We start from the raw sequence: 25,479 nt of genomic DNA, 5'->3' as shown, positions 1-25,479 counted from the left end.
TCTCCTGCGTCTCGGGGAAGGTGGCTGGTCCGCCACGCCGTGCACAACGACGTGACCGGGCGGGCGTCACGTACGGACTCAGTCGGGTCGACGGGCGGCCACGAGGCCGTAGCCGAAGGTGCCGTCGCGCCAGAACGCCTCGAGCACGTCGCACGAGCGCACGAAGGCCTCGTGCCCCTCCTGCCCGATGAGCTCGACCACCTCGTCGCGGTGGGTGACGGCGTTGGCGCGCCAGCGGTCGAAGGTGGGAAGCGTCGACTGCGTGAGGTCGTCGGCCACCTCCACCTCGAGGCCGAGCGCAGCCAGTCCGTCGGCGTAGTAGGCGAGCGGCTCGAAGTGGGCGTCGCCGAAGGCCTCGCGCAGGGTCGCGAAGTCCTGGCGTCGTGCGCGCACCTCGGCGAAGGGGATCTCGCGGTGTCGCAGCAGGTCGCAGAGGACCACACGGCCGCCGGGACGGACCACCCGGGCGCACTCGGACAGCAGCGCAGGACGGTCACGCATCAGGTGCGCCGACTCCAGGGCCCACGCCACGTCGAACGACGCGTCGGGGAACTCGTTCGCGGTGCCGTCGCGCTGCTCGAAGCTCACCCCGTCGACGCCCAGGTCGGCGGCGCGCTGCCGCGCCGTCTCCACGCCGACGGCACTCGTGGTGATGCCCACGACCTCGACCCCGAAGCCGGTCGCGAGGGCGCGTGCCGGACCGCCCGAGCCGCAGCCGACGTCGAGCAGGCGCAGCGTCGTGCCGGAGGCCGCGGCCTCCGGGAGGCGCGCGGCCTCGACCATGCGGCGGGTGAGCGCCGCGGTGGCGACGTCGAGCGGCTCGTCGCCGTCGGCGAACACGCCGTAGTGCAGCTCGTCGCCCAGGAGGAGCTGCCACGCGGCCGTGACGTGGTCGTAGTGGGCGGCCGGCTCGTAGGTGGGTCCCTGGCTCATGAGGCTGCTTCCGTCACGTCGCGGGAGCCGACCCGACGGGCCGGCGAGCCCATGACGACGGCGCCGTCGGGCACGTCGGACAGGACCACGGAGTTGGCGCCGACCATGGCGCGACGCCCGATCGTGACGCCTCCGACGAGCACGGCGTTGGCGCCGATGACCGCCCCGTCGCCGATCGTGGCGAACTCCTGGCCCTCGGCACCGCGCTCGTCGTAGTAGCGCGCGGCGCAGGTGACCCCGCCGGCGAACGTGACGTCACGGCCGATGACCAGCCCGAAGCCGATGGTGGTGCCCACGGGGTGGGCCATCATGAAGCCGGGTCCGATCGTCATCCCGGCACCGAAGTCGGCGCCGATGAGCACGTTGGCGAGGGTGCGCAGCTGGTCGGCGAGCCGGCGACGGCCCGAGCGGTGCAGGCACTGCTGGGTGCGCAGGAGCAGGCTCGCCAGCAGCCCGGGCAACGAGGGCAGCCGCGCGACGACGGCGGGCCACGAGGCCCGCGCTCCCGGGCGGTAGCGCTCGTAGTCGGAGAAGACGAGCTGGGAGAAGCTGAGGTGGTCGGGCGACGAGGCGACCCCGGATTCGGTGACCATCGAGCGTCAGCCTAGGGCACCGGAGGGTGGGTTCGGGGCGTTGTGCGCCAAACCGCGATCGACAGCAGCGACACGCTCGCGATCGCCACGCCCAGCAGCACGATCGCCACCGCGGTCGCCGACTCCGACCCCGCCGCCAGCACCACGCCGACGACCATGACGGGGGTCAGCGCGAACTCGATCCGCGAGGCCGTGCCGCCGCGCTCCCGCCCCTGCAGGATGGCGATGAGCACGCGGCGCAGGCCCAGCAGCCCCATCGCGGGGACGAGCCAGTGGGCGATCGGCACGGCGTCGAGGAACGCAGGGCCGAAGGCGATCTCGATGACGGGCTCGGCGAGCACGGTCACCACGACGACGATGGGCACGAGCACACCCACGCAGAGGGCCAGGCTGCGGCGCACGAGCCGGCCGTCACCGTCGGCCGCGGCCTGGGCGGCGGAGAAGCGGGGCAGGAGCACCACGGCGATGCCGGAGCCCAGCATGGCCGCGAGCGAGGCGAGGGCCCCGGCGGTGGCGTAGAGGCCCAGCGAGACCGTGCCGGCGACCGCGCCCACGAGGATGCGGTCGAGGCCCAGGCCGTCGATCGGTCCCAACGTGCCCACGTAGGTGGACCGGGCCAGTCGCCACAGGTCGGACTCCTCGAGCGGGTCCCCTCCGCGTCGGGGCGCGAGCAGGCGCACCCCGACGACGAGACCGAGCGCGAACGAGCCCACCATCACCAGGCAGACCCCGAGGGCCGTGGCGCTGTCGGTGACGAGGAGGACGACCACCAGCGCGAGCGTGACGAAGGTCTGCGGGAGCAGGGTCGCGAGCGCGACCCGCGCCATCGGAGCGCCCTCGCCGAGCAGCGCCGACGTGACGATGCGGAACGCCATGTTCTCCAGGGCCAGCAGGACCACCGCGACGCCGAGCCACCAGGTGCTCGACGAGGAGAGCCCACCGTGGGCGAGGACGAAGACGATGCCGAACGGGACCGCGCAGAGCACCGCCAGCACCGACCACCGCGACGCGAGGTGGCCGATGCCGTCACGCGCCGTGACGCCGCGGTCGGCCAGTCGCTTGATGACGACGTTGGGCAGGCTGCCACCGAGGGTCAGGGCCGCGCCCGTGGCCGAGAGCGCCACCACGAGGGCCACCTCGCCGCGTCCCTCCACCCCGAGCAGCCGCGCGGAGATGATGCCGCTCACCGTCATGAGCAGCTGGACGACGAAGCCGCCGCTCACCACCGCCAGCCAGGCGATCCGCTCGCCCCACCGGCCGGGCTGTCGGGTGGTGCTCACTCGGTGCTCACTGGGGGGCTCACGCGGGGCTCACTGGGATCCGTCCGGCCCCGGGAGGCCCAGCATGGCGCGGGCGTACCGGGCCGGGCTGACGAGGTCGACGTCGCGCGTGGTGACCCGGTAGCCGGGGGCGAGCACGGTGCGCAGCGCCCGGCCGACGGACCGTACCTCCAGGTCGCACGCCTCTCCCGCACCCAGGGCGCGCGCCTCCCGGGCCCGCACGACGGAGCCTGCGGTGACGACCGGGACCCCCGCCGACTCGGCCTTGCCCATGATCCCGCTGGGCCCGTTGTTGGTGAGCAGCAGCGGGACGGCGTCCATCGCCGCGATGTAGCGGTCGAGCGTCGAGTTGTCGAGGTAGGCGTCGCGCACGAGCAGGCGGGACCGCGAGTCCTCGTCCAGCCCGTCGACCCAGGCGCGCACCTCCGGCGTCAGAGACCCGGCGATCACCAGGAGGACGTCCAGCCCCTCGACCAGGATCGCCTCGAGGATCATCGGGGCGTTGCGTCGCTCGCTCACGTGGCCGAACACCCCGACCAGGGTGGCGTCGGCGGGCAGGTCCAGCTCGCCTCGCCAGCGCGTCCGGTCGCGCGCGTGGGCCTCGCACACGTTCGGGTCACCGATGCGGCGAACCACGACGCCCGTGCCGAGGTCCTCCCGGCCGGAGAACCCCACCACGCGGTGCAGGCACCCCCGCAGCATCGCCAGGAGGGCGAGCGCGGCCTTGGGTGCTCGCAGCCGCCACCCCGTCAGGTCGGTCGGCGCCAGCCGCGCCGGGTAGCGCGTCAGCATGAAGGTGACCCGGGGGCGCAGCCACCTCAGGTGGCGGGGTGCGACCCACCACCACCGCTTCAGCGACTGGTCGCCGTCCATGACCAGGACGTGCACCGGTCCGGCGCAGCCCGCGCCGCAGGACGCCACGGCCCGCGCGACGTCGGCGGTGGGCGGCTGCGTGCCGACGAGGGCCTCGACCAGCACGAGGTCGCCGGCTCGGTGCTGCGCGCCGAGGTGCGCCTCGAACTCCTCGGTCGCCGCGGCACCCTGCGAGGTCAGGAGCACCACGGGGCCGACCGACCCCGCCTCGGCGACGACGAAGGAGACCGACTGGAAGTGGTGTCCGCCGTGGTCGGGCTCGACCACGAGGGTGGTCCCGCTCTGCGCCATGTGCACTCCTGTCGACTCCGGGGCCGCGCCCACAGTACAGATCGATCGCCGCGGGCGGAGCGCCTTCCGGGAGCGACCTCCGACGCGGTCGCTCAGTCCCGCACGAAGATGTAGTTCAGGCCCTCGATCTGCAGCAGGCGGTAGCCGTGCCGCCTCAGGAGCCGCGTCGAGGCGAGCACGTGCCGGACGCGGTGGTCGTCGAACTCCACGCACAGCACCCGCGGTCGGACGTCGTCCGCGAGCATCTGCCGCAGCACGGCGTGCTCGGCCCCCTCGATGTCGAGCTTCAGCAGGCCGGCCCTGGTCTCGCCGGCCGCCGCCACGAGCGACCGCACGGTCAGGACGGGCAGGGACCGCACCGGGGTCGTGCTGCCGGCGGCGTCGGCGTGCGGGTCGATCGCCCACGACTCGCTCCAGGTCTCGTCCTGGGCGAAGCTCAGCTCGCCGTCCTCGGTCCAGACCCCGACCGGCAGGAGGTGGAGCGACGGGTGCTCACGACGCACGTGCTCGACCGCGGCGGGGGTCGGGTCCGCGGTGTGCACCGTGTAGCCGAGCCGCTGCAGCTCGACGTCGAACGAGACGTCGGTGCCGGCCCCCACGCAGAAGGCGGGTCCGCCCGAGGGATCGACCTCGGGGATCCACCAGCCGCCGTAGTAGGTGCCGAACCTCAGCATCCCCGGCGGACGCTCCGGGCGCAGCAACCCCTCGAGCGCGAAGATCGTGAGCTTGGTCCGAGCCTTCGCGGCGACGATCCTCAGTGACACCGTGGTCCCCTTCGATCCGGCTTCCCGACTCGGCGACTCTAGCGTCGGGAACACTCCCCCGGGGCAGCGTTCCCGACGACGCGCCACTCCCGGCCCGGCGCGACTCGTCTCCTCGTTGGCACCCGGAGCCCGCCCCGGGACGGCTAGATTCGTGCCCGGGTCGGTCCCACGGCCCCGAGAGGAGACCTGCATGCCCTGGCTGAGGAACGCCGCCGTCCACGGACTCGCCCGTCGCGGCCTCGCGCTGCGTCGGCACCCGGCCTCCCGCCGCCAGAGCCTGCTCGCCGGGCTCGGCGTCGACCTGGTCGTCGACGTCGGTGCGGCGCGGGGCGGCTTCGCGCAGGAGGTGCGTGCCTTCGGGTACCGCGGGCGGATCCTCTCCTTCGAGCCACTGGCCGAGGCCTACGCCGACCTCACCGCCGCATGCGCCGACGACCCCGCGTGGGAGGCACGCCGCAGCGCGCTCGGGTCGGAGCCCGGCAGCGCCGAGATCAACGTCGCCTCCAACAGCGACAGCAGCTCCCTGCTGCCCATGGACGACCGCCACCGGGCAGCGGCGCCCCAGGTCGACTACGTCACGACCCAGACGGTGGCGGTCTCGACGCTCGACGCCGAGCTCGGGACGGACCCCACCCGTCGCCCCTTCCTCAAGCTGGACACCCAGGGCTTCGAGCGGCAGGTGCTGGCCGGCGGTCGCGCCTCGCTCGACCGGGCCGTGGGCCTGCAGCTGGAGCTCTCCTTCGTCCCGCTGTACGACGGCGGGATGCTCGTGGACGAGGCGATCTCGCTGGCGTACGAGCACGGTTTCGTGCTCGCGGCGATCGAGTCCGGCTTCGCCTCGCCGGACGGACCCGTCCTGCAGGCCGACGGCGTGTTCGTGCGGGGCTGAGCGACCGTGCCGCCGACTGCCCGCACCACCCGTAACCTCGCCGGTCCCGTGGGGTTGAAGGGGTGCCCGTCCAGGCCCGAGGGAGCCCCATGACCGACCAGACGTTCGCGAACCGCGCACGCGAGACCGCCAAGCTCGCCCTGCGCCGGACGCTGCAGCGCGCGGACCTGCAGATCGGGAGGGGCTCCTACGCGAGCCACCTCGCCCGGACGCTGCGCTCGCGCGACGTCGACACGGTGCTCGACGTGGGTGCGAACGTCGGCCAGTTCGCGACCCTGCTGCGCAGCGCCGGCTACCAGGGCCGGATCATCGGGTTCGAGCCGCTGTCCGGCGCGTTCGCCGTCCTGAGCGGGCGCGCGGCCAAGGACGAGCGCTGGACGGTGCACCACCAGGCGGTGGGGGCCGAGGCCGGGACGACGTCCATCAACGTCGCGGCGAACTCCTACTCCTCGTCCCTGCGGGCGATGACCGAGGCGCACCGCACGGCGGCGCCGGGCTCGGACTACGTCGCCACGGAGCCGGTCACGGTCACCACGCTCGCCGCCGTCGTCGAGGAGCACGGGCTCGACCCCGCTCGCACCATGGTCAAGATCGACACCCAGGGCTTCGAGGACGAGGTGCTGCGCGGCGCCGGCGACCTCGTGGGCCGCTTCGCCGCCCTGCAGCTGGAGCTGTCGTTCGTCGAGCTCTACGCGGGACAGCGGCTCCACGACGAGCTGGTGCGGGACCTGGGGTCCGCCGGCTACCGCATCCACCAGCTCGAACCCGGGTTCTCCGACCAGCAGGGACGTCTGCTGCAGGTCGACGGCCTCTTCGTCCTCACGTCCCACGATCTCTAGGTTGGTCCTCGTGCACCCTCGTGTCCGCTCCGTCGTCCGTCCCGTCGTCATGGCCGTCAACACACCCGTGGCCCGCACCCGCGCGACCCGGGCCATCGACGCCGCCGCGCGGCCGTTCAAGCTCGAGGTCGGTGGGCTGGCGCCCCGGCCCGGCTGGGTGGTCACGAACGTCAACGCCGTGACCCGCCACTACCTCGACGCCACGCAGACCTGGCCGATCGAGGACGGGGCCCTCTCCCACGTCTACTCCGACAACGTCGTCGAGCACCTGCCGCTCGAGGCGGGCCGCGTCATGTTCGCCGAGGCCTACCGCTGCCTGCGGCCCGGCGGCGTGATCCGCATGGTCACCCCCGACCTGGGCGCGCACGTCGAGCGCTACCTCGCGGGCAAGGCACCACGCGGCGACGCCGAGGCCGCCATCTACGAGGAGGTCGGGCTCACGGTGGAGCACCCGCTCGACTGGGTCCGCATCCCCATCGCCTCCTTCGGGCACCACGAGGGCTACGTGTACGACTTCGCCGCCCTCTCCGCCGAGCTCGAACGGGCCGGCTTCTCGTCCGTGGTGCGTGCCGAGCTGGGCAGCAGCGTCCACCCCGAGCTCGACGGTCTCGACAACCGGGTGATGGAGGGCGGCGCCCAGATGGCCGTCGAGGCGGTGCGCTGACCTCCTCGACGAGGTCCGGCGTCAGTCCAGGATGATCGCGAGCCCGCGCTCGAACGAGGCGTCGAGGTCGGGGTCGGCCTCGACGATGCCGACGGCGGCGGCCTGGCGGTGCAGCTGGGTGGCCTGGGTGTGCCCCACGACGTAGAGCAGCAGGGTGCGGGCGACGTCGCGGTCGCTGTGCGCGGCGAGCGCCTCCTCGAGCGCGAAGACCCCGAGCCGGAACGCGGCGGTCGTGGCCACCACCTCGGCACCGTCGCGCACCGCCAGCATCGCGGCGCGCAGCCGGCTCGACGTGGCGGCGAGGTCCGCGTCGACCTGGACGTCGGCCACGATCCGGTCGGCCATGAGGCCCAGGAGGGTCTGCTTGTCGGCCACGTGGTGGTAGAGCGCACCGGGCTGCACGCCGAGCTCGGCGGCCACCCGGCGCATGGTGCAGAACTCCAGGCCGTAGGAGTCGAGCACACGCAGGGAGCCCGCCACGACGTCGTCGAGGCTGTTCGCCACGGTGGTCTCCTCCCGGTCGGGTCGCGGATGTGCCACACTACCTGAACGGCGTTCACCTGAACGCTGTTCAGTCCCCTGGTCACCTCCGCTGACCACTGGCCGAAGGACGCACGATGCCCAGCACCAGCACACCCCAGTCCGGCACCACCTCGCCGCGCTCACGCCGCCTCACCACCACCGACCTCGCGCTCGTGGCGGTGTTCGCGGCCCTCACCGCGGTGTGCGCCGTGGTGGCCGCCCTGCCCTTCGGCGTCAACGGCGTGCCGGTCACCCTGCAGCTGTTCGCCGTCTTCCTGGCCGGCGGGGTGCTCGGCGCGCGGCGCGGGTTCTTGGCCATCGCGCTCTACCTGGCGCTGGGCGCGATCGGTCTGCCGGTGCTCGCCGGCGGCCAGGCCGGTCTCGCCCCGTTCGTCGGCGTCACCGCCGGGTACCTGTGGTCGTTCCCGTTCGTCGCCCTCGCGGTCGGCTTCGCGGTCGAGCGCGCCCGGGCCGCCGGCGTGGCCGTGACGGCCGCCGTCGTCGCCGTCGGGGGGCTGGTCGGCGAGGCGATCTGCTGGTTCGCCGGCGGCCTGGGCATCGCCCTCTACGCGGACACGCCGCTCTGGACGACGCTCAAGGGCGCCGCGGTCTACGTCCCGGCCGACCTCGTGAAGCTTGCCGTCGCCGCGGTCGTGGCCGCCGCCGTGCATCGCGCGTTCCCGCAGCTGCTCGCGCGACGATGACCCCGGCGAGGACCCCCTGAAGGCTGGGCGAGACTGACCCCATGGCGACGATCGAGCTGACCGACGTCACCGTCACGGCCCCCACCGCCGACGGTCACGTGACGCTGCTGCGCGACGTCAGCGCGCGCCTCACCGAGCAGCGGGTCGTCGTCGTGGGCGCCAACGGCTCGGGCAAGTCCACGCTCGCGCGGCTCGTGAACGGCCTGGTCACCGCGTCGACCGGCACCGTGCGGGTCGACGGGCTCGACGTGGCCACCGACGGTCCTGCGGTGCGTCGCCGCGTGGGCTTCGTGTTCACGCAGCCGTCCGCGCAGCTCGTGATGCCGACCGTGCTCGAGGACGTGGCGCTGTCGTTGCGCCGTCACGTCCCCGACAAGCGCGAGCGCGAGGCCCGCGCGCGTGCCGTGCTCGCCGACATCGGCCTGGGCGAGCACGCCGACACGTCGGTCCACGCGCTCTCGGGCGGTCAGCAGCAGATGCTGGCCCTCGCCGGCGTGCTCGCCTGCGAGCCGTCCGTCGTGGTCGCCGACGAGCCGACCACCCTGCTGGACCTGCGCAACGCCCGCGCGGTGGAGGAACGCCTGCTCTCCATGCCCCAGCAGCTCGTCCTCGTCACGCACGACCTCGCCCTCGCGCGCCGCTGCGACCGGGCGCTCGTGGTCGAGGACGGGCGCGTGAGCGTCGACGCCGACCCGGAGGCCGCCGTCGCGCACTACGTCGAGAGCGCCCGGCGATGAGGCGGCGTCGATGAGGCGGCGTCGATGAGGCGGGCCCTCCCCCTGGGGCTGCACGTGCCCGGCGACTCGATCTGGCACCGGATCCCGACCGGTCGCAAGCTGCTCGGGGTCGTGGTCGTCGGCGTGCTGGTCGTGGCCCTGCGCGGCCCCTGGCCGCCGGTCGTCGCGCTCGGCCTCGCGACCGGCGTGGCCGTGCACGCCGGGGTGCCGTGGCGCTCGCTGGCCCTGGGGATCCGCCCGCTCCTCGTCGTGCTCGCCGTCCTGGCGGCCTTCCAGACGTGGCAGCGGGGCTGGCCGGTGGCCGTGGAGATCGTGGCGACGACGCTGACCCTCGTCGTGCTCGCCACCACCTTCACCGCGACGACCGCCACCGACGACCTGCTCGACGCGATCGTGCGCATCGCGGGCGTGCTGCGCCCCCTCGGGGTCGATCCCGAACGCGTCGCACTCGCCTTCTCGCTGGCGATCTCCTCCATCCCCACCGTCATGACGCTCTTCGAGGAGACCCGCGAGGCCGCCAAGGCGCGGGGCCTCGAGCGCAGCCCCCGCGCCACCCTCGCGCCGTTCGCCGTGCGCACGGTCGCCCACGCCCACGACGTCGGCGACGCCCTCGCCGCGCGCGGCCTCGGCGACTGACGGGCCCCCGATTCGGACACTTCCGGGGCGGTCGGAGGGGGCTGGATGCCCCGGAACTGTCCGAAACCCGCGTTCTGACGCGTTGGAGTCGGTCTATCGCCGCGAGATCGACGCGAAGTCGTCACAACGCGGGGCGGGGCCGGGGAGCTCGGCCGAGCCCGACGCTCCCGATCCGTCGAGGCCTCTCGGGGGCCGCCACGAGACCCAGCCGCACCAGCGCACCCCGACGCCGAGACCAGCCGCAGCAACGCAGCCCCGCCTCGACGCCCAACCGCGGAAGCGCAGTCCCGACCGCGACCGACCGCCGCTGCGCGACCCAGGCGCTACGGTCCTGGGATGGATGCGCTGCTCGGTGCCGTGGTCGGCGTGATCGTGACGGCGCTCGTGGGGCTCGTCTGGGTCCGGTCACGCCGCCCCGACGCCGCCCTCGGCGGGCCCGACGACCTCGCCACCTACGCCACCCTGCACACCGCCTCGCTGGCCGCTCCGGCCCTGCGGGCCGGGCTGGACGCCGACGGCGCCGCCGGCGCCCTGCCCCACGTCCGGGCCCTGCTGGGCGGGGCTCCCGCCGCACTGACCGATGGCACCGGCGTGCTCGCCTCCTCGGGCGAGGGCGACCACGCCCTGGCCGCGCCCCTCGTGGAGGCCGTGCTGGCCGAGGGCCGCACCCAGGCCTCCGACCGCGCGGTGGTCGCCCCGCTCGTGGTCGACGAGCTGGTCGTCGGCACCCTCGTGGTGCTCACGAGCCACCCCGCCGCCGGCATCGTCCGAGCCACCACCGAGGTGGCCCGCTGGATGTCCAGCCAGCTCGAGCTGAGCGAGCTGGCCGCGTCGCGGACCGCGCTCATGGAGGCCGAGCTGCGCGCCCTGCGGGCCCAGATCTCGCCCCACTTCATCTACAACTCCCTCGGCGCGATCGCCTCCTTCGTGCGGACCGACCCCGAGCGGGCGCGCGGCCTGCTCCTGGAGTTCGCTGACTTCACGCGCTACTCCTTCCGCCGCCACGGCGACTTCACGACCCTCGCCGACGAGCTGCTGTCGATCGAGCGCTACCTGGCGCTGGAGAACGCCCGCTTCGGGGACCGCCTGCGCGTGACGTCGAGCGTGGCGCCCGAGGTGCTCAACGTCGCCCTGCCGTTCCTGGCGGTGCAGCCCCTCGTCGAGAACGCGGTGCGCCACGGCATCGAGCCGAAGGACGGCCCCGGACACATCACGGTCGTCGCGCGCGACGTCGGCACCGCCTGTCTCATCGAGATCGAGGACGACGGCGTGGGCAGCGACCCCGAGGTGGTGCGCGAGGCCCTCGCCGGTCGGGCGAGCGGCGGGTCGATCGGGCTGGCCAACGTCGACCAGCGCCTGCGCGCCGTCTACGGCAACGACCACGGGATCGTGGTCGAGACGGCCCCCGGCCTGGGCACGAAGGTCTCGCTGCGGATCCCGAAGTTCTCGCCCGACGCGCGGACGTGATGTCGCTCTACACTCCCCGGATGGACGACGTCGCCGGCACGCGCCACGCCGAGCCCGCTCCGGGCCTGCGCGCGCTCGTCGTCGACGACGAGCAGCCCGTGCTCGACGAGCTCGTCTACCTGCTCGGGCGCGACGACCGCGTCGGCGTCGTCGAGACGGCGAGCTCCGGAGCCGAGGCCCTGCGCAAGCTCGAGGCCGACCGGATCGACCTCGCGTTCCTCGACGTCGCGATGCCCGGCCTGTCCGGCATCGACGTGGCCCGCATCGTCGGGCAGTTCCGCACGCCGCCGCGGATCGTGTTCGTCACGGCGCACGACAACCACGCGGTCGACGCCTTCGAGCTGGGCGCCGTCGACTACCTCCTCAAGCCCATCCGCGAGGAGCGTCTGCGCGAGAGCATCCGGCGGGCCGTCGACGTCGGGGAGGCGACACCCGAGACCGACGAGACGATCCCCGTCGAGCTCGGTGGCGTGACCCGTTTCGTGCGGCGCTCCACCATCACGCACGTCGAGGCGCAGGGCGACTACGTGCGCCTGCACACCGCCGACGGCCACGGCCACCTGCTGCGCACCCCCCTGACCGGACTCGTCGACGCCTGGTCCGACGCCGGCTTCGTGCGCATCCACCGCAGCATCGCCGTGAACCTCGCGCACGTCCGCGAGGTCCGCATGCAGGCCGGCCGCTGCAGCGTGGTGGTGCCCCGCGGCGACGAGCTCACCGAGCTGCAGGTCTCCCGACGCCACACCCCGCTCCTGCGCGACCGGATCCACGACCGGAGCCGCTGACGTGGACGCGACGCCCGAGCAGCCTCCGTCGTCGGGGCGGGTGCGGATCACGAGCCCGCTCTCGACGGCCCCGGCGCACGTGCGCCGCAGCGCACGGGAGGAGATCGACGAGGAGACCGGCGTCGGCGAGGTGTACATCCGCTCGCTCGTGCGCACCCAGCTGCGCTCGGCGCTGGCCGTCGTCACGCTGCTGGCCGTGGGCATCGGGTCGCTGCCGCTCGCCTTCACGCTCCTGCCGGGCCTCGCCCGCACCCAGGTGGGACCGGTGCCGCTGCCGTGGATCGTCCTCGGCGTGCTCGTCTACCCCGCGCTGCTGCTCGTCGGCTGGGTGTACGTGCGGCGGGCGGAGCGCGCCGAGGCCGACTTCGCCGCCCTCGTCGAGGCGGCCGAGCACCGGTGAACACGTCCTACGCCGTGGCGGCCGTGGCGCTCGTGTCGATCGCGACGCTCGGCATCGGGGCCTTCGGCCTGCGGGTGAGCCGCACGACGAGCGACTTCTACGTGGCGTCGCGCTCGGTCTCGCCGGCGCTCAACAGCTCGGCGATCGGCGGCGAGTACCTGTCGGCCGCCTCGTTCCTCGGGGTCGCCGGGCTCGTGCTCGCCTCAGGGCCCGACGTGCTCTGGTACCCGATCGGCTGGACCGCGGGGTACCTGCTGCTGCTCGTGCTCGTCGCCGCACCGCTGCGCCGCTCCGGTGCGTACACGATCCCGGACTTCGCACAGGTCCGGCTGCAGTCGAAGGCGGTGCGTCGGGCGGCCACCCTCCTCGTGGTCGGCGTGGGCTGGCTGTACCTCATGCCGCAGTTCCAGGGCGCCGGGCTGACGCTGCGGACCGTCAGCGGCGCACCCGGCTGGCTGGGGATGGCCCTGGTCGCGACGATCGTCGTGGTCAACGTCGTGGCCGGCGGCATGCGGAGCATCACCTTCGTGCAGGCCTTCCAGTACTGGCTCAAGCTGACCGCCCTCCTCGTGCCCGCCGTCTTCCTGCTGCGCGCGTGGGCGCTCGACGGCGCCCCGTCCCCGGTCGCGCCCGAGGCCTGGTTCGAGCCGTGGGGCACCACGGACGCCCAGGGTCTCTACACGACGTACTCGGTGATGATCGCGACGTTCCTCGGCACGATGGGCCTGCCGCACGTGGTGGTGCGCTTCTACACGAACCCCGACGGCCATGCGGCGCGTCGCACCACGCTCATCGTGCTCGCGCTGATCGGTGGCTTCTACCTGCTGCCGACCGTCTACGGGGTCCTCGGCCGGGTCTACGCCTCGGACCTGGTGACCTCCGGGCGGGCGGACACCGTGGTGCTCGAGCTGCCCGGACGGGTGCTCGGCGGTGGTCTCGGCGAGGTCCTCTCGGCCCTCGTGACCGCGGGGGCGTTCGCGGCGTTCCTCTCCACGTCCTCCGGACTGACCATGGCGATCGCCGGCGTCGTCGGCCAGAGCCTCGCGGCCGCCGGCCCGCTGGCCGGGCGGGTCTCGCCCATCACGTCGCTGCGCCTCGCGGCGGCCGTCTGCGTGCTCGTGCCGCTGGGTCTCGCCCTCGTGGCCGAGCCGATCCCGGTCGCGAGCTCGGTGACGTTCGCCTTCGCCCTGGCCGCCTCCACGTTCTGCCCCCTGCTCGTGCTCGGGATCTGGTGGCGCGGGCTCACGGCGCCGGGTGCCCTGGCGGGCATGGCCGGGGGCGGCCTCAGCGCCCTGCTCGGCACCGTGGTGGCCATCTCCGCCCGTCCCGACGGCTGGGTGGGCACGCTCGCCGCACAGCCGGCCATGTGGAGCGTGCCCGTCGGCTTCGGCCTCATGATCGGCGTCTCGCTGCTCACGCGCGACCGCGTCCCGAGCACCGTCGCCCGCACCATGGTGCGCCTCCACACCCCCGAGCGCATCGACGTGCAGCGCTGACCCCACCCCCTCCCCCATCGGTGGATCCTCAACATCAGGGGCTGCATCGGTGGATCCTCAACCACAGACATCTCGCTGAGGTTGACGATCCACCGATGGGTGGGAGGGAGCGCCACCGCTCGTCGCGCGTGACCCGCCGCTCGTCGCGCCGTCCGCGCCGCGCACCGCAGCCCTCGTGGCACCGACCGCACAAGTGCCGTTGTGACCTGGCGCACAGGAGCGCGCCCTCCCTAGCGTCGCTCCGTGGGACCCACGTCACACCGGCGACGGTTCCCTCCGGTCAGACATCCACCCCACGCAGAAGACGAGGTGCCCACCCGTGGCTGAGAAGATCACGCCCGAGGTCCATGCGGCCTACGAGCGCATTCATTCCACGCCGGAGTTCGCAGAGCTCCGGCGCCGGTACCTGAAGTTCGTCGTCCCGATGACGGTGACGTTCATGCTCTGGTACCTGCTCTACGTCGTGTGCTCGAACTGGGCGCCCGGCTTCATGGGCACCAAGGTGTTCGGCAACATCAACATCGCCCTGCTGTTCGGCCTGCTGCAGTTCGCGACCACCTTCGGCATCGCCTGGTGGTACGCCCGCTACTCGGCCCGCGAGATGGACCCCATCGCGGGCGAGCTGCTCATCGGCTTCGACAAGGAGGTCGGCCAGTGAGCACGCAGACCTTGATCGCCGCCGCCTCCTCGGACTCCGGCAGCCACCAGGCCCTGACGGCGACGCTGTTCGTCCTCGTCGTCCTCCTGACCGTCGGCATCACCTTCTGGGCGAGCCGCAACACCAAGACGGCCGCCGACTACTACGCCGGCGGACGGTCCTTCAGCGGCGTCCAGAACGGCTTCGCCATCGGCGGCGACTACATGTCGGCCGCCTCGTTCCTCGGCATCTCCGGCGCCATCGCGCTCTCGGGCTACGACGGCTTCCTGTACTCCATCGGGTTCCTCGTCGCCTGGCTCGTGGCACTGCTGCTCATCGCCGAGCTGCTGCGCAACTCCGGCCGGTTCACCATGGCCGACCAGCTCGCCTACCGCATGCGCCAGCGGCCCGTCCGTACGGCAGCGGCCACGTCGACGATCGTGGTGTCGATCTTCTACCTCCTGGCCCAGATGGTCGGCGCGGGCGCCCTCGTGGCACTCCTGCTGGGCGTCGACTCCGCGGCGGCGAAGAACTTCACCATCGCCGGCGTCGGCGTGCTGATGATCGTGTACGTCGTGTTCGGTGGCATGAAGGGCACCACCTGGGTGCAGATCGTCAAGGCCGTGCTCCTGATGTTCGGCACGATCCTCATCTCCGCCCTCGTGCTCGCGAAGTTCAACTTCAACCTGTCCGACCTGCTCGGCCAGGCGGCCGACAACAGCGGCCAGGGCAGCGCCTTCCTCGAGCCCGGCCTCAAGTACGGCGTCAGCCTGACGAGCAAGATCGACTTCGTCTCGCTCGGCATCGCGCTGGTGCTCGGCACGGCCGGCCTGCCGCACATCCTGGTGCGCTTCTACACGGTGCCGACCTCCAAGCAGGCCCGCGTCTCGGTGCTCTGGGCGATCGGCATCATCGGCACCTTCTACCTGCTGACGCTCGTCCTCGGCTTCGGCGCCGCGGCGCTCGTCACGGGCGACGCGAAGGACCGCATCGTCGAGTCCGGCGGAAACCTGGCGTCCCCGCTGCTCGCGGAGGCCGTCGGTGGTGGCGCCGGCACGACAGGTGGCGCCATCCTGCTGGCCCTCATCTCGGCCGTCGCCTTCGCGACGATCCTCGCGGTGGTGGCCGGCCTGACGCTCACGTCGGCGTCGTCGGTCGCGCACGACCTGTACGCCAACGTGATCAAGAAGGGTGAGGTCACCGGTGCCCAGGAGGTGAAGGTGGCGCGGATCGCGGCCTTCTTCATCGGTGGCGTCGCGATCGCCCTGGCCATCCCCGGCCAGAAGCTCAACGTCGCCTTCCTGGTGGCGCTGGCCTTCGCGGTCGCGGCCTCGGCGAACCTGCCGGCCCTGCTCTACAACCTGTTCTGGAAGCGGTTCAACACCCGCGGGGCGACGTGGAGCATCTACGGCGGACTCGTGTCCGCCGTGGGGCTGGTCGTCTTCAGCCCCGTGGTGTCGGGCTCGGAGACGGCACTGTTCACGACGGTGGACTTCGCCTGGTTCCCGCTGCAGAACCCCGGCATCGTCTCGATCCCGTTCGGCTTCTTCATGGGCTGGCTGGGCACGGTCACCTCGAAGGAGACCGAGAGCGAGGCGCGGTTCGCCGAGCTCGAGGTCCGGTCCCTCACCGGAGCGGGCGCCGAGAAGTGACGTCGCGGGGGCCCGGTTCGCGCCGGGCCCCCGCACGCGCAAGGGTGGGGTCGGGACGTGTCCAGGGGCGTCCCGACCCTCCCACGACGACACCGCCACGACGGCACCGGCGCAGCGACCCCGGCACCGGCCGACGGGCAACCCCCGCGCAACCGCAGTTGAAGCACCCTGTCACCTGAGCCACCATGCAGACGTACCCCCTGATCGAGGAGAACCTTGTGAGCGAGCACGGCATCAGCAACCTGTCCCGTGAGGACCGCGTCTTCGAGCCCCCGGCCGACCTGGCCGCGCAGGCCAACGTGAAGGCCGACGTGTACGCGACCGCGGACGCCGACCGCCTCGGCTTCTGGGCCGACGCCGCGCACCGCCTCACGTGGGGCACCGACTTCGACGAGGTGCTCGACTGGAGCAACCCACCCTTCGCGAAGTGGTTCGTGGGCGGGAAGCTGAACGTGGCGTACAACTGCGTCGACCGCCACGTCGAGAACGGCGACGGCGAGAAGGTGGCCCTGCACTTCGTGGGCGAGCCCGGTGACACGCGCGACCTGACCTACGCCCAGCTCAAGGACGAGGTGTCCAAGGCCGCCAACGCGATCGAGGAGCTCGGCGTCGAGGCCGGCGACCGGATCGCCATCTACATGCCGATGATCCCCGAGGCCGTCATCGCGATGCTCGCCTCGGCACGCGTCGGCGCCGTCCACACCGTCGTCTTCGGTGGCTTCTCCTCCGACGCGCTCGCGAGCCGGGTCGAGGACTGCGAGGCCAAGCTGGTCATCACCGCCGACGGCGGCTACCGCCGCGGCAAGGCCTCCGCGCTCAAGCCTGCCGTCGACGACGCGCTGGCGAAGCTGGGCGACGCCTCGCCCGTCGAGAACGTGCTCATGGTCCGCCGGACCGGCGAGGACGTCCCGTGGAACGGTGACGTCGACGTGTGGTGGCACGAGGTCGTCGACGAGTCGTCCACCGACCACCGCTTCACCGAGTTCGACAGCGAGCACCCGCTCTTCGTCATGTACACGTCGGGCACCACGGGCAAGCCCAAGGGCATCCTGCACACGTCGGCCGGCTACCTGACCCAGGCGGCGTACACGTTCTGGGCGACGTTCGACCACAAGAGCGACGACGTGTACTGGTGCACCGCCGACGTCGGCTGGATCACCGGACACTCCTACATCACGTACGGACCGACGGCGAACGGCGCCACGCAGGTGCTCTACGAGGGCACCCCCGACACCCCGCACAAGGGCCGCTGGTGGGAGATCATCGCCGACAAGAAGGTCAGCCTCTTCTACACCGCGCCCACCGCGATCCGCACGTGCATGAAGTGGGGCGAGCAGATCCCCGCCGAGCACGACCTCTCGAGCCTGCGGATCCTCGGCACGGTCGGTGAGTCGATCAACCCCGAGGCCTACATCTGGTACCGCGACACCATCGGCGCCGGGGCGACCCCGATCGTCGACACGTGGTGGCAGACCGAGACCGGCGCCCACATGATCACCCCCCTGCCCGGCGTCACCGCCGCCAAGCCGGGATCGGCGATGACGGCGTTCCCCGGCATCACCGCCGAGGTCGTCGACGACGCCGGCAACCCCGTCGGCAACGGCGAGGGCGGCTACCTGGTGATCACCGAGCCGTGGCCGTCGATGCTCCGCACCATCTGGGGCGACGACGACCGCTACGAGGAGACCTACTGGTCGCGGTTCAAGGCCCAGGGCTACTACTTCGCCGGCGACGGCGCCAAGAAGGACGACGACGGCGCCATCTGGCTGCTCGGCCGGGTCGACGACGTCATGAACGTCTCGGGCCACCGGCTCTCGACCACCGAGATCGAGTCGGCGCTCGTCTCGCACCCGAAGGTCGCCGAGGCGGCCGTGGTCGGTGCCGCCGACGAGACCACCGGCCAGGCGGTCTGTGCGTTCGTCATCCTCCGCGAGTCCGCGGGGGACGGGGGCGAGGACGTGGTCGCCGAGCTGCGCAACCACGTGGCCAAGGAGATCGGCCCGATCGCCAAGCCGCGCCAGATCATGGTCGTGCCCGAGCTGCCCAAGACCCGGTCGGGCAAGATCATGCGCCGCCTGCTGCGCGACGTCGCCGAGAACCGCGAGGTCGGCGACGCCACCACCCTGGCCGACTCGTCGGTGATGGACCTCATCTCCGCCGGCATCGGCGACAGCAAGAACCAGGAGGACTGACCTCCCGGTCCACGCTCGCCACGACGCCCCCACGCCACCCGGCGCGGGGGCGTCGTGCTGGTGCGACGCGCAGGGGTCGGGGAATCGACAGCACGAGGTCAGGTTCCGTTCAGCCGTTCCTCATCCGGGCCGGGGAGGCTGGAGCCATGGACTCCTCATCCCGCATCGACATCGTGTTCGCTGCCTCGGTGGTCGCCGGGGCCTCCCTCACCGGTGTGCTCCTGCGCCTCCTCGGCGCCTGACCCGCCCCCTCCACCTCGACGGCGTGCACCGGTGGCCGCGCGCGACCCCGTTCGCCGCCGGTAGGCTCGCCACATGAGTCACCGCGAGCCCGTGCGACCGATCCAGCCGGAGCAGCAGGACGAGCCGACGATCGGTCGGCTCGTCGCCGACGCCAGTCGTGACATCTCCGCGCTCGTCCAGTCCGAGATCGCCCTGGCCAAGAGCGAGCTCGTGGTCAGCGCGAAGGCCGGCGGCGTGGGCGCGGCACTCTTCGCCGTCGCCGGGTTCATCGGGCTGCTGGTGATCATCCTGGTCTCGATCGCCTTCGCGTTCCTGCTGTCGATGACCGGCCTGCACCCCGCGTGGTGCTTCCTGATCGTGGCCGGCGCCTACGTGCTGCTCGCCGGCGTCCTGGTCCTCGTGGGCGTGCGGCTCATGAAGAAGATCCGCGCACCGCAGAAGACGATCGCCACCGCCAAGCAGATCCCGGCGGCGCTCAAGGGCCAGCACCAGGGAAGCGGCGCGGCCCGACGCTAGAGCGGGTCGCTACGCGCGTCGCCCCACGAGCGCGCCGACCACGCCGAGCACGACCGCCACGGCCCCGCCGAGGGCGGTCCAGACGAGCCACCCGTCGAACGACGTGACGCCGACGTCGGCCAGGGCGCGGAGCAGGTCGACCTGCAGGCTGCTCGCACCGGCGTCGGTGACCACTCGATCACGCACGAGCCGCGCGAGCGCGGCGTCGGCGCCCGCAGCCACGGCCGCACCGACGCCGAGCCAGACGAGGGCGACGGAACGACGCCGGGCCGCCAGCAGCGCCACCGCCGCGGCGACCGCCGCCACCGCCCCGGCACCCAGCGCCAGGCGCGGGCTCGCGTCGACGGCACGCAGCGAGGTGCCCGACGGACCGCCGGCCACCTCCACGACCAGCTGGTCGGGCGCCTGCACGAGGCCGTCGGACCGGTCGGCCACCAGGGCGGCGAGCGGGGCGAGGTCGAGCGGGACGGTCGAGGGGGCCGAGCCGGCGGCCGGGTCGTCGAGCAGCGCGGCGTGCGTGCGTCGCAGCGTCTCCTCCCACGCGGCGGCGACGCGGCGGTCGGCGAGGGCGCGGTCCGCGGCCTCCTCGAGCAGGCGACGCCCGGACTCGGCCACCTGCGAGGGCAGGCCGGCCTGCTCCACGAGCCGGTCGGCCACGAGAGCTGCGGCGCTGTCGCGCACCGCGGCCGTCCCGGTCACGTCGCGCGAGAGGGAGACGAACCCCTCCTCGTCCTCGACGTAGGTGCTCGTCCAGGCCGCCGGGAGGGCGACGGCGAGCGCCACCACGGCCACGAGCCCGGCCACCGTGGCCAGCAGGCCGCGCATCAGGCGCACCCCCCGGTGTCGACGGCCCGGTCGGCGGAGACGCCCTCGCGCGCGTCGTCCTGGGCCTGCTCGGCCGTGACGGCGTAGCCGGTGGAGCTGTCGGAGACCGAGGCCGCGAAGATGACGCCGAGCACCGTGCCGTCGGTGCTCACCAGCGGTCCGCCGGAGTTGCCGGAGCGGACCAGGCTGCGCACCGAAAACGCCTCGCGCAGCACCTGTCCGCGGTCGTAGATGTCGGGGCTGCGCAACGTGAGCTGCGAGCGGATCCGGGCCGCCCGCGCGTCGAACGGTCCGTTCTCGGGGTAGCCCAGCACGGCCGCCTCCTGACCGGCCACACCCGAGGTGTCGAGCTCGAGGGCCGGCACGCCGAGGTCGTCGGTGGCGATCACGGCGAGGTCGAGCTCGGGGTCGAAGACGACGACGCGCCCGTCGAGGCGTCGCTCGCCCTCGACCGTGACGGTCGGGTCGTCGACCCCGGCCACGACGTGGGCGTTGGTCATGACGCGACCCGGGGCGTACACGAAGCCCGACCCCTCGATGCCCCGCCCGCACTCGGCCGAGCCGAGGATCTTGACCACGCTGCGCGACGCCTCGCGCACCCCCGGCTGCGAGAGCGTGGCGTCGTCGGGCGGTCCGACGGCCGTGATGGTCTCGTCGGCGAACGGGTCGATGTACCGCGGGAAGAGGTTCGCGTCGAGGGTCCGGCTGAAGGCACGCAGCGTGTCGGTGGCGGCACCGGGCATGACGGAGTCGACCTTGGCCAGCACGGTGGAGTCGCGCGACGCCTTGGCCAGGTACGGGATGGAGGTGCCGCTGACCGCGTAGCCGAGCGCCCAGGACGCGACGAGGACCGCGACCATGCTCAGCGCGGCACCGCCGACCGCGTCGACCGCACGCAGGGGCGAGGCCCTGAGGCCGCCGCGCAGGTCGGTGCCGACGTACGTGCCGATGGCCTGCCCGACGGCGGCCGCGCCGATGACGATGCCGAGGCCCAGCAGCGAGGTGGTCAGGGAGGGGTCCTGCCGGTCGAGCAGGCGTGGGACGAGCCAGATGGCACCGACGCCCCCGACCACGAGGCCCGCGGTGGCCACCATGTTGACCACGAACCCCTGCACGTACCCCGAGACCGCGTAGGCCACGAGCAGGACGGCGATGATGACGTCGAGGGAGCTCATGACGACGCCTCCGGCGGCTCGGGCAGGGCGCGGGTCACGGTGTCGTCCCACGGCTCGGCCCAGCCGAGCCGCTCGAACAGCCTCGAGATGATGCCGGCGGTGAAGCCCCACAGCGGCATCTCGGTGCCGATCTCGAACGCCGGACCGCGCCAACCCGACGGGTGCTCGACGCTGAACCGGTTGTCGGGGTCGACGAGCAGCCGGAGGGGGTGGTGGATCACGTGCCCCACCTCGGCCGCCGAGACCGGCTCGAGCCGACGCGGCGCCGACCAATAGCCGAGCACCGGGGTCACGGCGAAGTTGCTGGGCGGCAGCCAGAGCGTGGGGAGCGTGCCGAAGACCGTGACCTGGGCGGGGTCGAGCCCGACCTCCTCCTGGGCCTCACGCAGGGCCGTGGCCGCCGCGTCGGCGTCGTCGGGGTCGCACGCCCCACCCGGGAAGGAGATCTGGCCGGCGTGGTTGCGCAACGTCGGCGCGCGCTCGGTGAGCAGCAGCTCGGGACCGTGCTCACCGTCGGCGAAGCAGATGAGGACGGCGGCCGGTCGGGCGTCGGCCGGAGGGTGCGGGAACCGCGGTGCCAGCTGCTCGGCCTGCACCGAGCCGGCCAGGTCGGCGAGCGGCACGAGCCAGTCGGGCAGCCCGGACGGCGTGGGGCCGTCGGCCGGCGCGCGCCCCGCGGAGGCCTCAGGGCTCACGGCTGGACCTCCAGGTGCTGACGGACGGCGGCGGTCAGGTCGTCGTACGAGGTGAACGGGACCCGCTCGGTGGCGACCATTCTTCCCTGCGCGTCCACGAAGATCGTCTGCGGCAGGCCGACGACGCGCAACGGACCGCGCGTGGTGGAGTCCGGGTCGACGAGCTGGGGATAGGTGACGCCGGCGTCGGACGCGAGCCGCACGGCCGCCTCGGGGTCGCTGTCCTGCACGTCGATCCCGACGACGGTGAGCCGGTCCCCGGTCCGCTCGTCGAGCCGGGCGAGCAGCGGCAGCTCCTCGCGGCAGGGCTTGCACCAGCTGGCCCACAGGTTCACGACCGCCGGTCCGCGCAGGCGGGAGAGGTCGACCGTGCCGTCGGCGCCGAGGCACGCCAGCTCGAGCTCGGGCAGGGCGGCGTCACCGGAGGCGGGGGCGTCGTCGAGGCGCAGGTCGGAGCACGGGCGGATGCCGGCATCCTGGGCCGCGGCGCGCGCCGCGGTGGTGTCGGGGTCTCCGGCGGGGGCGCCAGAACCGGCCGTGCCGCCGAAGGTCGGCTTGTCCGGTCCGGTGTCGACGTCGCTGCAGGCGGTGAGCAGCAGGGCCGTCGCGACGACGGCGATGGCGAGCCTCCTCACGCGCGGCCCTGCGTGGTGACCAGCTTCTCGGCCTCGACGGGATCGGTGGGTCCGGCGCCGAAGGCCGGGCACCAGTGGGCCACCGGGCAGGCGCCGCAGGCCGGCTTGCGGGCGTGGCAGCGGCGGCGTCCGTGCCAGATGAGGCGGTGGCTGAGCATCGTCCAGTCCTTGCGGGGGAACAGCGCGGCCACGGCGTGCTCGGTCTTGACCGGGTCCTTGGCCGTCACGGGGTCGACCCACTCGAAGCGCTGCACGAGCCGCGCGAAGTGCGTGTCGACGGTCAGGCCCGGCACGTCGAACGCGTTGCCCAGCACCACGTTGGCGGTCTTGCGTCCCACCCCGGGCAGCGTGACCAGGTCGCGCAGCCGGGGCGGCACCTCGGCGTCGAACCGCTCGACCAGGGCCGCGGCGAGCCGGACGATGCTGTCGGTCTTGGCCCGGTAGAAGCCCGTCGACCGGATGATCTCCTCGACGTGCTCGCGCGGGGCGGCCGCGAGCGCGGTGGCGTCGGGGTAGGCGGCGAAGAGGACCGGCGTGACCGCGTTGACCCGCCGATCGGTGGTCTGAGCCGACAGCACGGTCGCCACGAGGAGCTCGAAACCGGTGGCGAAGTCGAGCTCGCAGCCTGCCTCCGGATAGGTCTCGGCGAGCACCCGGTGGGTCTTGCGGGCCCGGCGCACGAGGCTCGTCGGGGGCTTGGGGGAACCCCCGAGGGCGACGTCCGGCACGATGCCAGAGTACGTGGCGACACCGACACCGGCCCGGCGTGTAGCAATCGGGCGCCTGGTAGGACAGACTGTGACCGACTCAACAGCCGATAAGGATGCCTGTGAACGACGACGTGCTGCGCCAAGCGCCGCTCTTCTCCGGTCTCGACGACGATGCCGCAGGAGCCCTCGAGGCCTCGATGACCCCGCTCAGCCTGAAGCGTGGCGAGGTCCTCTTCAACGAGGGTGACGACGGCAACCAGCTGTACGTCGTCACCGACGGCAAGATCAAGCTCGGGCGCACGTCGCCCGACGGACGGGAGAACCTGCTCGCGATCCTCGGGCCCGGACAGATGTTCGGCGAGCTGTCGTTCTTCGACCCCGGACCGCGTTCGGCCACGGCCACCTCGGTCACCGACGTGACGGTCCAGAGCCTCAGCCACGAGGCGCTCACCCCGGTCCTGTCGAGCCACGCCGAGGTCGCGATGGCGCTGCTCAACCAGCTCGCCGGGCGCCTGCGCCGCACCAACGAGGTCGTCGGCGACCTGGTGTTCTCCGACGTCCCGGGTCGTGTCGCCAAGGCCCTGCTCGACCTCGCGAGCCGCTTCGGTCGCAAGGCCGAGGACGGCGTGCACGTCAACCACGACCTCACGCAGGAGGAGCTGGCCCAGCTCGTCGGCGCCTCGCGCGAGACGGTCAACAAGGCCCTCGCCGACTTCGCCTCGCGCGGCTGGCTGCGCCTGGAGCCCCGCTCCGTGGTCATCCTCGACCTCGAGCGTCTGCAGCGCCGCGCGCGCTGACCCCGCTCGACCGCAAGCCCCGGGACCTGCTGGTCCCGGGGCTTCGTCGTGCGGGGCGCCTCTCGTCCTGCGGGTGCGTCGCTCCGGATGGGTCTCGTCCTGCGGGTGCGTCGCTCCGGCTGTGCCTGGTCCTGCGGCTGCGCTCCCTTCGGCTGGGTCTCGGCTCGGGCTCCGAAAGGGCGTCGACCGGCGGACGGGCTCCCGCTCGGCCGAGCTCCGGGGCTGCGGGCTGGTCCTGGGCCGTCGGAGGTAGGTAGCGCACCGAACCAGGCCGGCAGAGGTAGGTGACGCACCTCAAACGACTCGGATCGGTTGCGTCACCTACCTGCCACGGCCCCAGCGGGGTGAGAGGTAGGTGGCGCGCGGAATCGGAGCGTCAGAGGTAGGTGGCCCGCGGTATGGAGGTCGGTATCCGCGCGCCACCTACCTCCGAGGGGCGAATAACGCGCGCCACCTACCTTCGAGGGCAGCCCCATCCGAGGCACGCCGACGGCGGCCGCGTCAGAGCACGCCGCGGGGGCGGAACTGCACGCTGATCCGCGGGCCCACCGGCCTTGCGGTCTTGAGCACGGCGTGCTCCCAGGTGCGCTGGCAGGAGCCGCCCATGACGAGCAGGTCGCCGTGGCCCACGACGAAGCCGATGGTGTCGCCCGGGCCGTGGTCCGTCGGGCGCAGGCTGAGCCGACGCGGAGCGCCGAGCGACAGGATCGCCACCATCGTGTCCTCACTGCGGCCCCGGCCGATCCGGTCGCCGTGCCAGGCGACGCTGTCGCGACCGTCGCGGTAGTAGCAGAGCCCAGCCGTCACGAAGTCCTCGCCCAGCTCGGCACCGTAGTGCCGGTTCAGCGCGTCACGCGCGTCGTCGAGCGCCGGGTGCGGCAGCACGGCACCCGATCCGTAGTGCGCCAGCAGCCGCGGGACGTCGACCGTGTCGTCGTACATCTCCCGCTTCTCGGCACGCCACCGGACCTCGGTCTGCAGGCTCAGGAACAACGGGTCGGCGCCCTGCACCCAGCCCGGGCGGACGTCGACCCAGGCGCCGTGGGCGAGCTCCCTGCGCTGCACCGAGGCGCCCAGCGGACCGACGACGGCCTCGTCGCCGACGTCGAGCAGCGAACCCTGGAACCACACCCGAGCATCGTAGGCGAGTTCGAACAGATGTTCTAGACGCCACGCCTTCCGAGGCTCGCCGAGGCGCCGACTACGCTGCCCCCATGAGCGCTTGGGACGCCCTCCTCGACCGGGTCGACGTGATCGCCGACGCGCGCGCCGACGTCGACGACGCCGTGCAGGCCGAGCTGACCGAGCTGCTGGTGGGGGCCATGCGCGACGGGACCGCCGACCGCGAGCTGGACCCCGGCCAGGCGGGCCTGTGGCTCGCCGCACTCCTGCGCACCCACGCCGAGGTCCAGGACGAGGGCGAGGAGCGCTCCGACGACGCCCTCAGCATGCTCCGCGTCATCATCACGCGCTGGCTGCACCCCGGCCGGCTCGACCAGGCACCCCCGACGTTCGGCTCCTGACGCGGA

Annotated in this window: 28 protein-coding genes; 16 read left to right on the top strand and 12 right to left on the bottom strand. The window is 73.0% G+C overall.

Annotated features, from left to right (window positions below; all coding sequences use genetic code 11):
* Positions 1-78: 78 nt before the first annotated feature.
* From RQG84_RS07815 to RQG84_RS07795, 5 genes are all read right to left on the bottom strand, one after another.
* Entirely contained in the window at positions 79-933 is an 855-nt protein-coding gene (locus tag RQG84_RS07815; RefSeq protein ID WP_311209564.1) for a methyltransferase domain-containing protein, read from the bottom strand.
* Positions 930-1,526, bottom strand: a complete 597-nt coding sequence (locus RQG84_RS07810; RefSeq protein WP_311209563.1) for a serine O-acetyltransferase — start codon at positions 1,524-1,526, stop codon at positions 930-932. The genes RQG84_RS07815 and RQG84_RS07810 overlap by 4 nt, the downstream gene beginning before the upstream one ends.
* Before the next feature lie 11 nt (positions 1,527-1,537).
* A complete protein-coding gene (locus RQG84_RS07805) occupies positions 1,538-2,806 on the bottom strand; it encodes an oligosaccharide flippase family protein (RefSeq protein ID WP_311209562.1) in 1,269 nt (422 codons plus the stop codon).
* A 30-nt stretch (positions 2,807-2,836) separates the two neighbouring features.
* Positions 2,837-3,970, bottom strand: a complete 1,134-nt coding sequence (locus RQG84_RS07800; protein WP_311209561.1) for a hypothetical protein — start codon at positions 3,968-3,970, stop codon at positions 2,837-2,839.
* Positions 3,971-4,062: 92 nt separating this feature from the next.
* A complete protein-coding gene (locus RQG84_RS07795) occupies positions 4,063-4,734 on the bottom strand; it encodes an FkbM family methyltransferase (protein ID WP_311209560.1) in 672 nt (223 codons plus the stop codon).
* Positions 4,735-4,924: 190 nt separating this feature from the next.
* Between RQG84_RS07795 and RQG84_RS07790 the strand changes: the two genes are divergently transcribed.
* From RQG84_RS07790 to RQG84_RS07780, 3 genes are all read left to right on the top strand, one after another.
* Positions 4,925-5,623 (top strand): FkbM family methyltransferase, encoded by a 699-nt coding sequence (locus RQG84_RS07790; RefSeq protein ID WP_311209559.1) that lies wholly within the window; start codon positions 4,925-4,927, stop codon positions 5,621-5,623.
* Between the two features lie 89 nt (positions 5,624-5,712).
* Positions 5,713-6,462: an FkbM family methyltransferase gene (locus RQG84_RS07785; RefSeq protein ID WP_311209558.1), complete on the top strand. Its 750-nt coding sequence runs from the start codon at positions 5,713-5,715 to the stop codon at positions 6,460-6,462.
* A 10-nt stretch (positions 6,463-6,472) separates the two neighbouring features.
* Positions 6,473-7,126, top strand: coding sequence for a methyltransferase domain-containing protein (locus tag RQG84_RS07780; protein ID WP_156366727.1), 654 nt, complete (start codon positions 6,473-6,475; stop codon positions 7,124-7,126).
* 21 nt (positions 7,127-7,147) lie between these two features.
* Here the strand turns inward: RQG84_RS07780 and RQG84_RS07775 are convergent, their stop codons facing one another.
* Positions 7,148-7,630 (bottom strand): TetR family transcriptional regulator, encoded by a 483-nt coding sequence (locus RQG84_RS07775; protein WP_311209557.1) that lies wholly within the window; start codon positions 7,628-7,630, stop codon positions 7,148-7,150.
* A 113-nt stretch (positions 7,631-7,743) separates the two neighbouring features.
* Here RQG84_RS07775 and RQG84_RS07770 point away from each other — a divergent pair, with 113 nt between their 5' ends.
* The 11 genes from RQG84_RS07770 (at position 7,744) to RQG84_RS07720 (ending at position 19,113) form a co-directional block, all read left to right on the top strand.
* Positions 7,744-8,352 (top strand): biotin transporter BioY, encoded by a 609-nt coding sequence (locus RQG84_RS07770; protein ID WP_311209556.1) that lies wholly within the window; start codon positions 7,744-7,746, stop codon positions 8,350-8,352.
* 41 nt (positions 8,353-8,393) lie between these two features.
* Positions 8,394-9,089, top strand: coding sequence for an energy-coupling factor ABC transporter ATP-binding protein (locus RQG84_RS07765; RefSeq protein ID WP_055969713.1), 696 nt, complete (start codon positions 8,394-8,396; stop codon positions 9,087-9,089).
* A 24-nt stretch (positions 9,090-9,113) separates the two neighbouring features.
* Positions 9,114-9,725, top strand: coding sequence for an energy-coupling factor transporter transmembrane protein EcfT (locus RQG84_RS07760; RefSeq protein WP_311209555.1), 612 nt, complete (start codon positions 9,114-9,116; stop codon positions 9,723-9,725).
* 336 nt (positions 9,726-10,061) lie between these two features.
* Positions 10,062-11,192 carry a sensor histidine kinase gene (locus RQG84_RS07755; protein ID WP_311209554.1) on the top strand — a complete coding sequence of 377 codons (1,131 nt, stop codon included), beginning with the start codon at positions 10,062-10,064 and terminating at the stop codon, positions 11,190-11,192.
* 20 nt (positions 11,193-11,212) lie between these two features.
* Positions 11,213-11,977 (top strand): LytTR family DNA-binding domain-containing protein, encoded by a 765-nt coding sequence (locus RQG84_RS07750; RefSeq protein WP_311209553.1) that lies wholly within the window; start codon positions 11,213-11,215, stop codon positions 11,975-11,977.
* A 1-nt stretch (position 11,978) separates the two neighbouring features.
* Positions 11,979-12,377 carry a hypothetical protein gene (locus tag RQG84_RS07745; protein WP_055969724.1) on the top strand — a complete coding sequence of 133 codons (399 nt, stop codon included), beginning with the start codon at positions 11,979-11,981 and terminating at the stop codon, positions 12,375-12,377.
* Positions 12,374-13,873, top strand: a complete 1,500-nt coding sequence (locus RQG84_RS07740) for a cation acetate symporter (protein ID WP_311209552.1) — start codon at positions 12,374-12,376, stop codon at positions 13,871-13,873. Before RQG84_RS07745 ends, RQG84_RS07740 begins: the two co-directional genes overlap by 4 nt.
* 319 nt (positions 13,874-14,192) lie before the next feature.
* Positions 14,193-14,531: a DUF485 domain-containing protein gene (locus tag RQG84_RS07735; RefSeq protein ID WP_311209551.1), complete on the top strand. Its 339-nt coding sequence runs from the start codon at positions 14,193-14,195 to the stop codon at positions 14,529-14,531.
* The gene (locus tag RQG84_RS07730) at positions 14,528-16,162 is read left to right on the top strand and encodes a cation acetate symporter (RefSeq protein WP_396135260.1); all 1,635 of its coding nucleotides are present in this window, start codon (positions 14,528-14,530) and stop codon (positions 16,160-16,162) included. The genes RQG84_RS07735 and RQG84_RS07730 overlap by 4 nt, the downstream gene beginning before the upstream one ends.
* A 185-nt stretch (positions 16,163-16,347) precedes the next feature.
* The gene (acs, locus tag RQG84_RS07725; RefSeq protein WP_311209550.1) at positions 16,348-18,354 is read left to right on the top strand and encodes an acetate--CoA ligase; all 2,007 of its coding nucleotides are present in this window, start codon (positions 16,348-16,350) and stop codon (positions 18,352-18,354) included.
* Positions 18,355-18,669: 315 nt separating this feature from the next.
* Positions 18,670-19,113 carry a phage holin family protein gene (locus RQG84_RS07720; RefSeq protein WP_055969992.1) on the top strand — a complete coding sequence of 148 codons (444 nt, stop codon included), beginning with the start codon at positions 18,670-18,672 and terminating at the stop codon, positions 19,111-19,113.
* Positions 19,114-19,122: 9 nt separating this feature from the next.
* On the opposite strand, the gene RQG84_RS07715 is transcribed toward RQG84_RS07720, so the two are convergent.
* Genes RQG84_RS07715 through nth form a run of 5 tightly spaced genes read right to left on the bottom strand, consistent with a single transcriptional unit; the run spans position 19,123 to position 23,171 of the window.
* Positions 19,123-19,938 carry a hypothetical protein gene (locus tag RQG84_RS07715; protein WP_311209549.1) on the bottom strand — a complete coding sequence of 272 codons (816 nt, stop codon included), beginning with the start codon at positions 19,936-19,938 and terminating at the stop codon, positions 19,123-19,125.
* Positions 19,938-21,113 carry a MarP family serine protease gene (locus RQG84_RS07710; protein ID WP_311209548.1) on the bottom strand — a complete coding sequence of 392 codons (1,176 nt, stop codon included), beginning with the start codon at positions 21,111-21,113 and terminating at the stop codon, positions 19,938-19,940. Before RQG84_RS07710 ends, RQG84_RS07715 begins: the two co-directional genes overlap by 1 nt.
* Positions 21,110-21,808: a CoA pyrophosphatase gene (locus RQG84_RS07705; protein WP_311209547.1), complete on the bottom strand. Its 699-nt coding sequence runs from the start codon at positions 21,806-21,808 to the stop codon at positions 21,110-21,112. The genes RQG84_RS07710 and RQG84_RS07705 overlap by 4 nt, the downstream gene beginning before the upstream one ends.
* Positions 21,805-22,443, bottom strand: coding sequence for a TlpA disulfide reductase family protein (locus RQG84_RS07700; RefSeq protein WP_311209546.1), 639 nt, complete (start codon positions 22,441-22,443; stop codon positions 21,805-21,807). The genes RQG84_RS07705 and RQG84_RS07700 overlap by 4 nt, the downstream gene beginning before the upstream one ends.
* Positions 22,440-23,171, bottom strand: coding sequence for an endonuclease III (gene nth, locus RQG84_RS07695; protein ID WP_311209545.1), 732 nt, complete (start codon positions 23,169-23,171; stop codon positions 22,440-22,442). Before nth ends, RQG84_RS07700 begins: the two co-directional genes overlap by 4 nt.
* A gap of 101 nt (positions 23,172-23,272) precedes the next feature.
* Between nth and RQG84_RS07690 the strand changes: the two genes are divergently transcribed.
* Positions 23,273-23,950, top strand: coding sequence for a Crp/Fnr family transcriptional regulator (locus tag RQG84_RS07690; protein WP_055970009.1), 678 nt, complete (start codon positions 23,273-23,275; stop codon positions 23,948-23,950).
* A gap of 501 nt (positions 23,951-24,451) precedes the next feature.
* On the opposite strand, the gene RQG84_RS07685 is transcribed toward RQG84_RS07690, so the two are convergent.
* Entirely contained in the window at positions 24,452-25,081 is a 630-nt protein-coding gene (locus tag RQG84_RS07685) for an alpha-ketoglutarate-dependent dioxygenase AlkB (protein WP_311209544.1), read from the bottom strand.
* Positions 25,082-25,164: 83 nt separating this feature from the next.
* Between RQG84_RS07685 and RQG84_RS07680 the strand changes: the two genes are divergently transcribed.
* The gene (locus RQG84_RS07680; protein ID WP_311209543.1) at positions 25,165-25,473 is read left to right on the top strand and encodes a hypothetical protein; all 309 of its coding nucleotides are present in this window, start codon (positions 25,165-25,167) and stop codon (positions 25,471-25,473) included.
* Positions 25,474-25,479 lie beyond the last annotated feature (6 nt).

This window comes from Aeromicrobium sp. WCS2018Hpa-31, assembly GCF_031843905.1.
Lineage (GTDB): Bacteria > Actinomycetota > Actinomycetes > Propionibacteriales > Nocardioidaceae > Aeromicrobium.
Note: the sequence above shows the minus strand (reverse complement) of the source record. Positions and strands in the feature narration are given on the sequence as shown.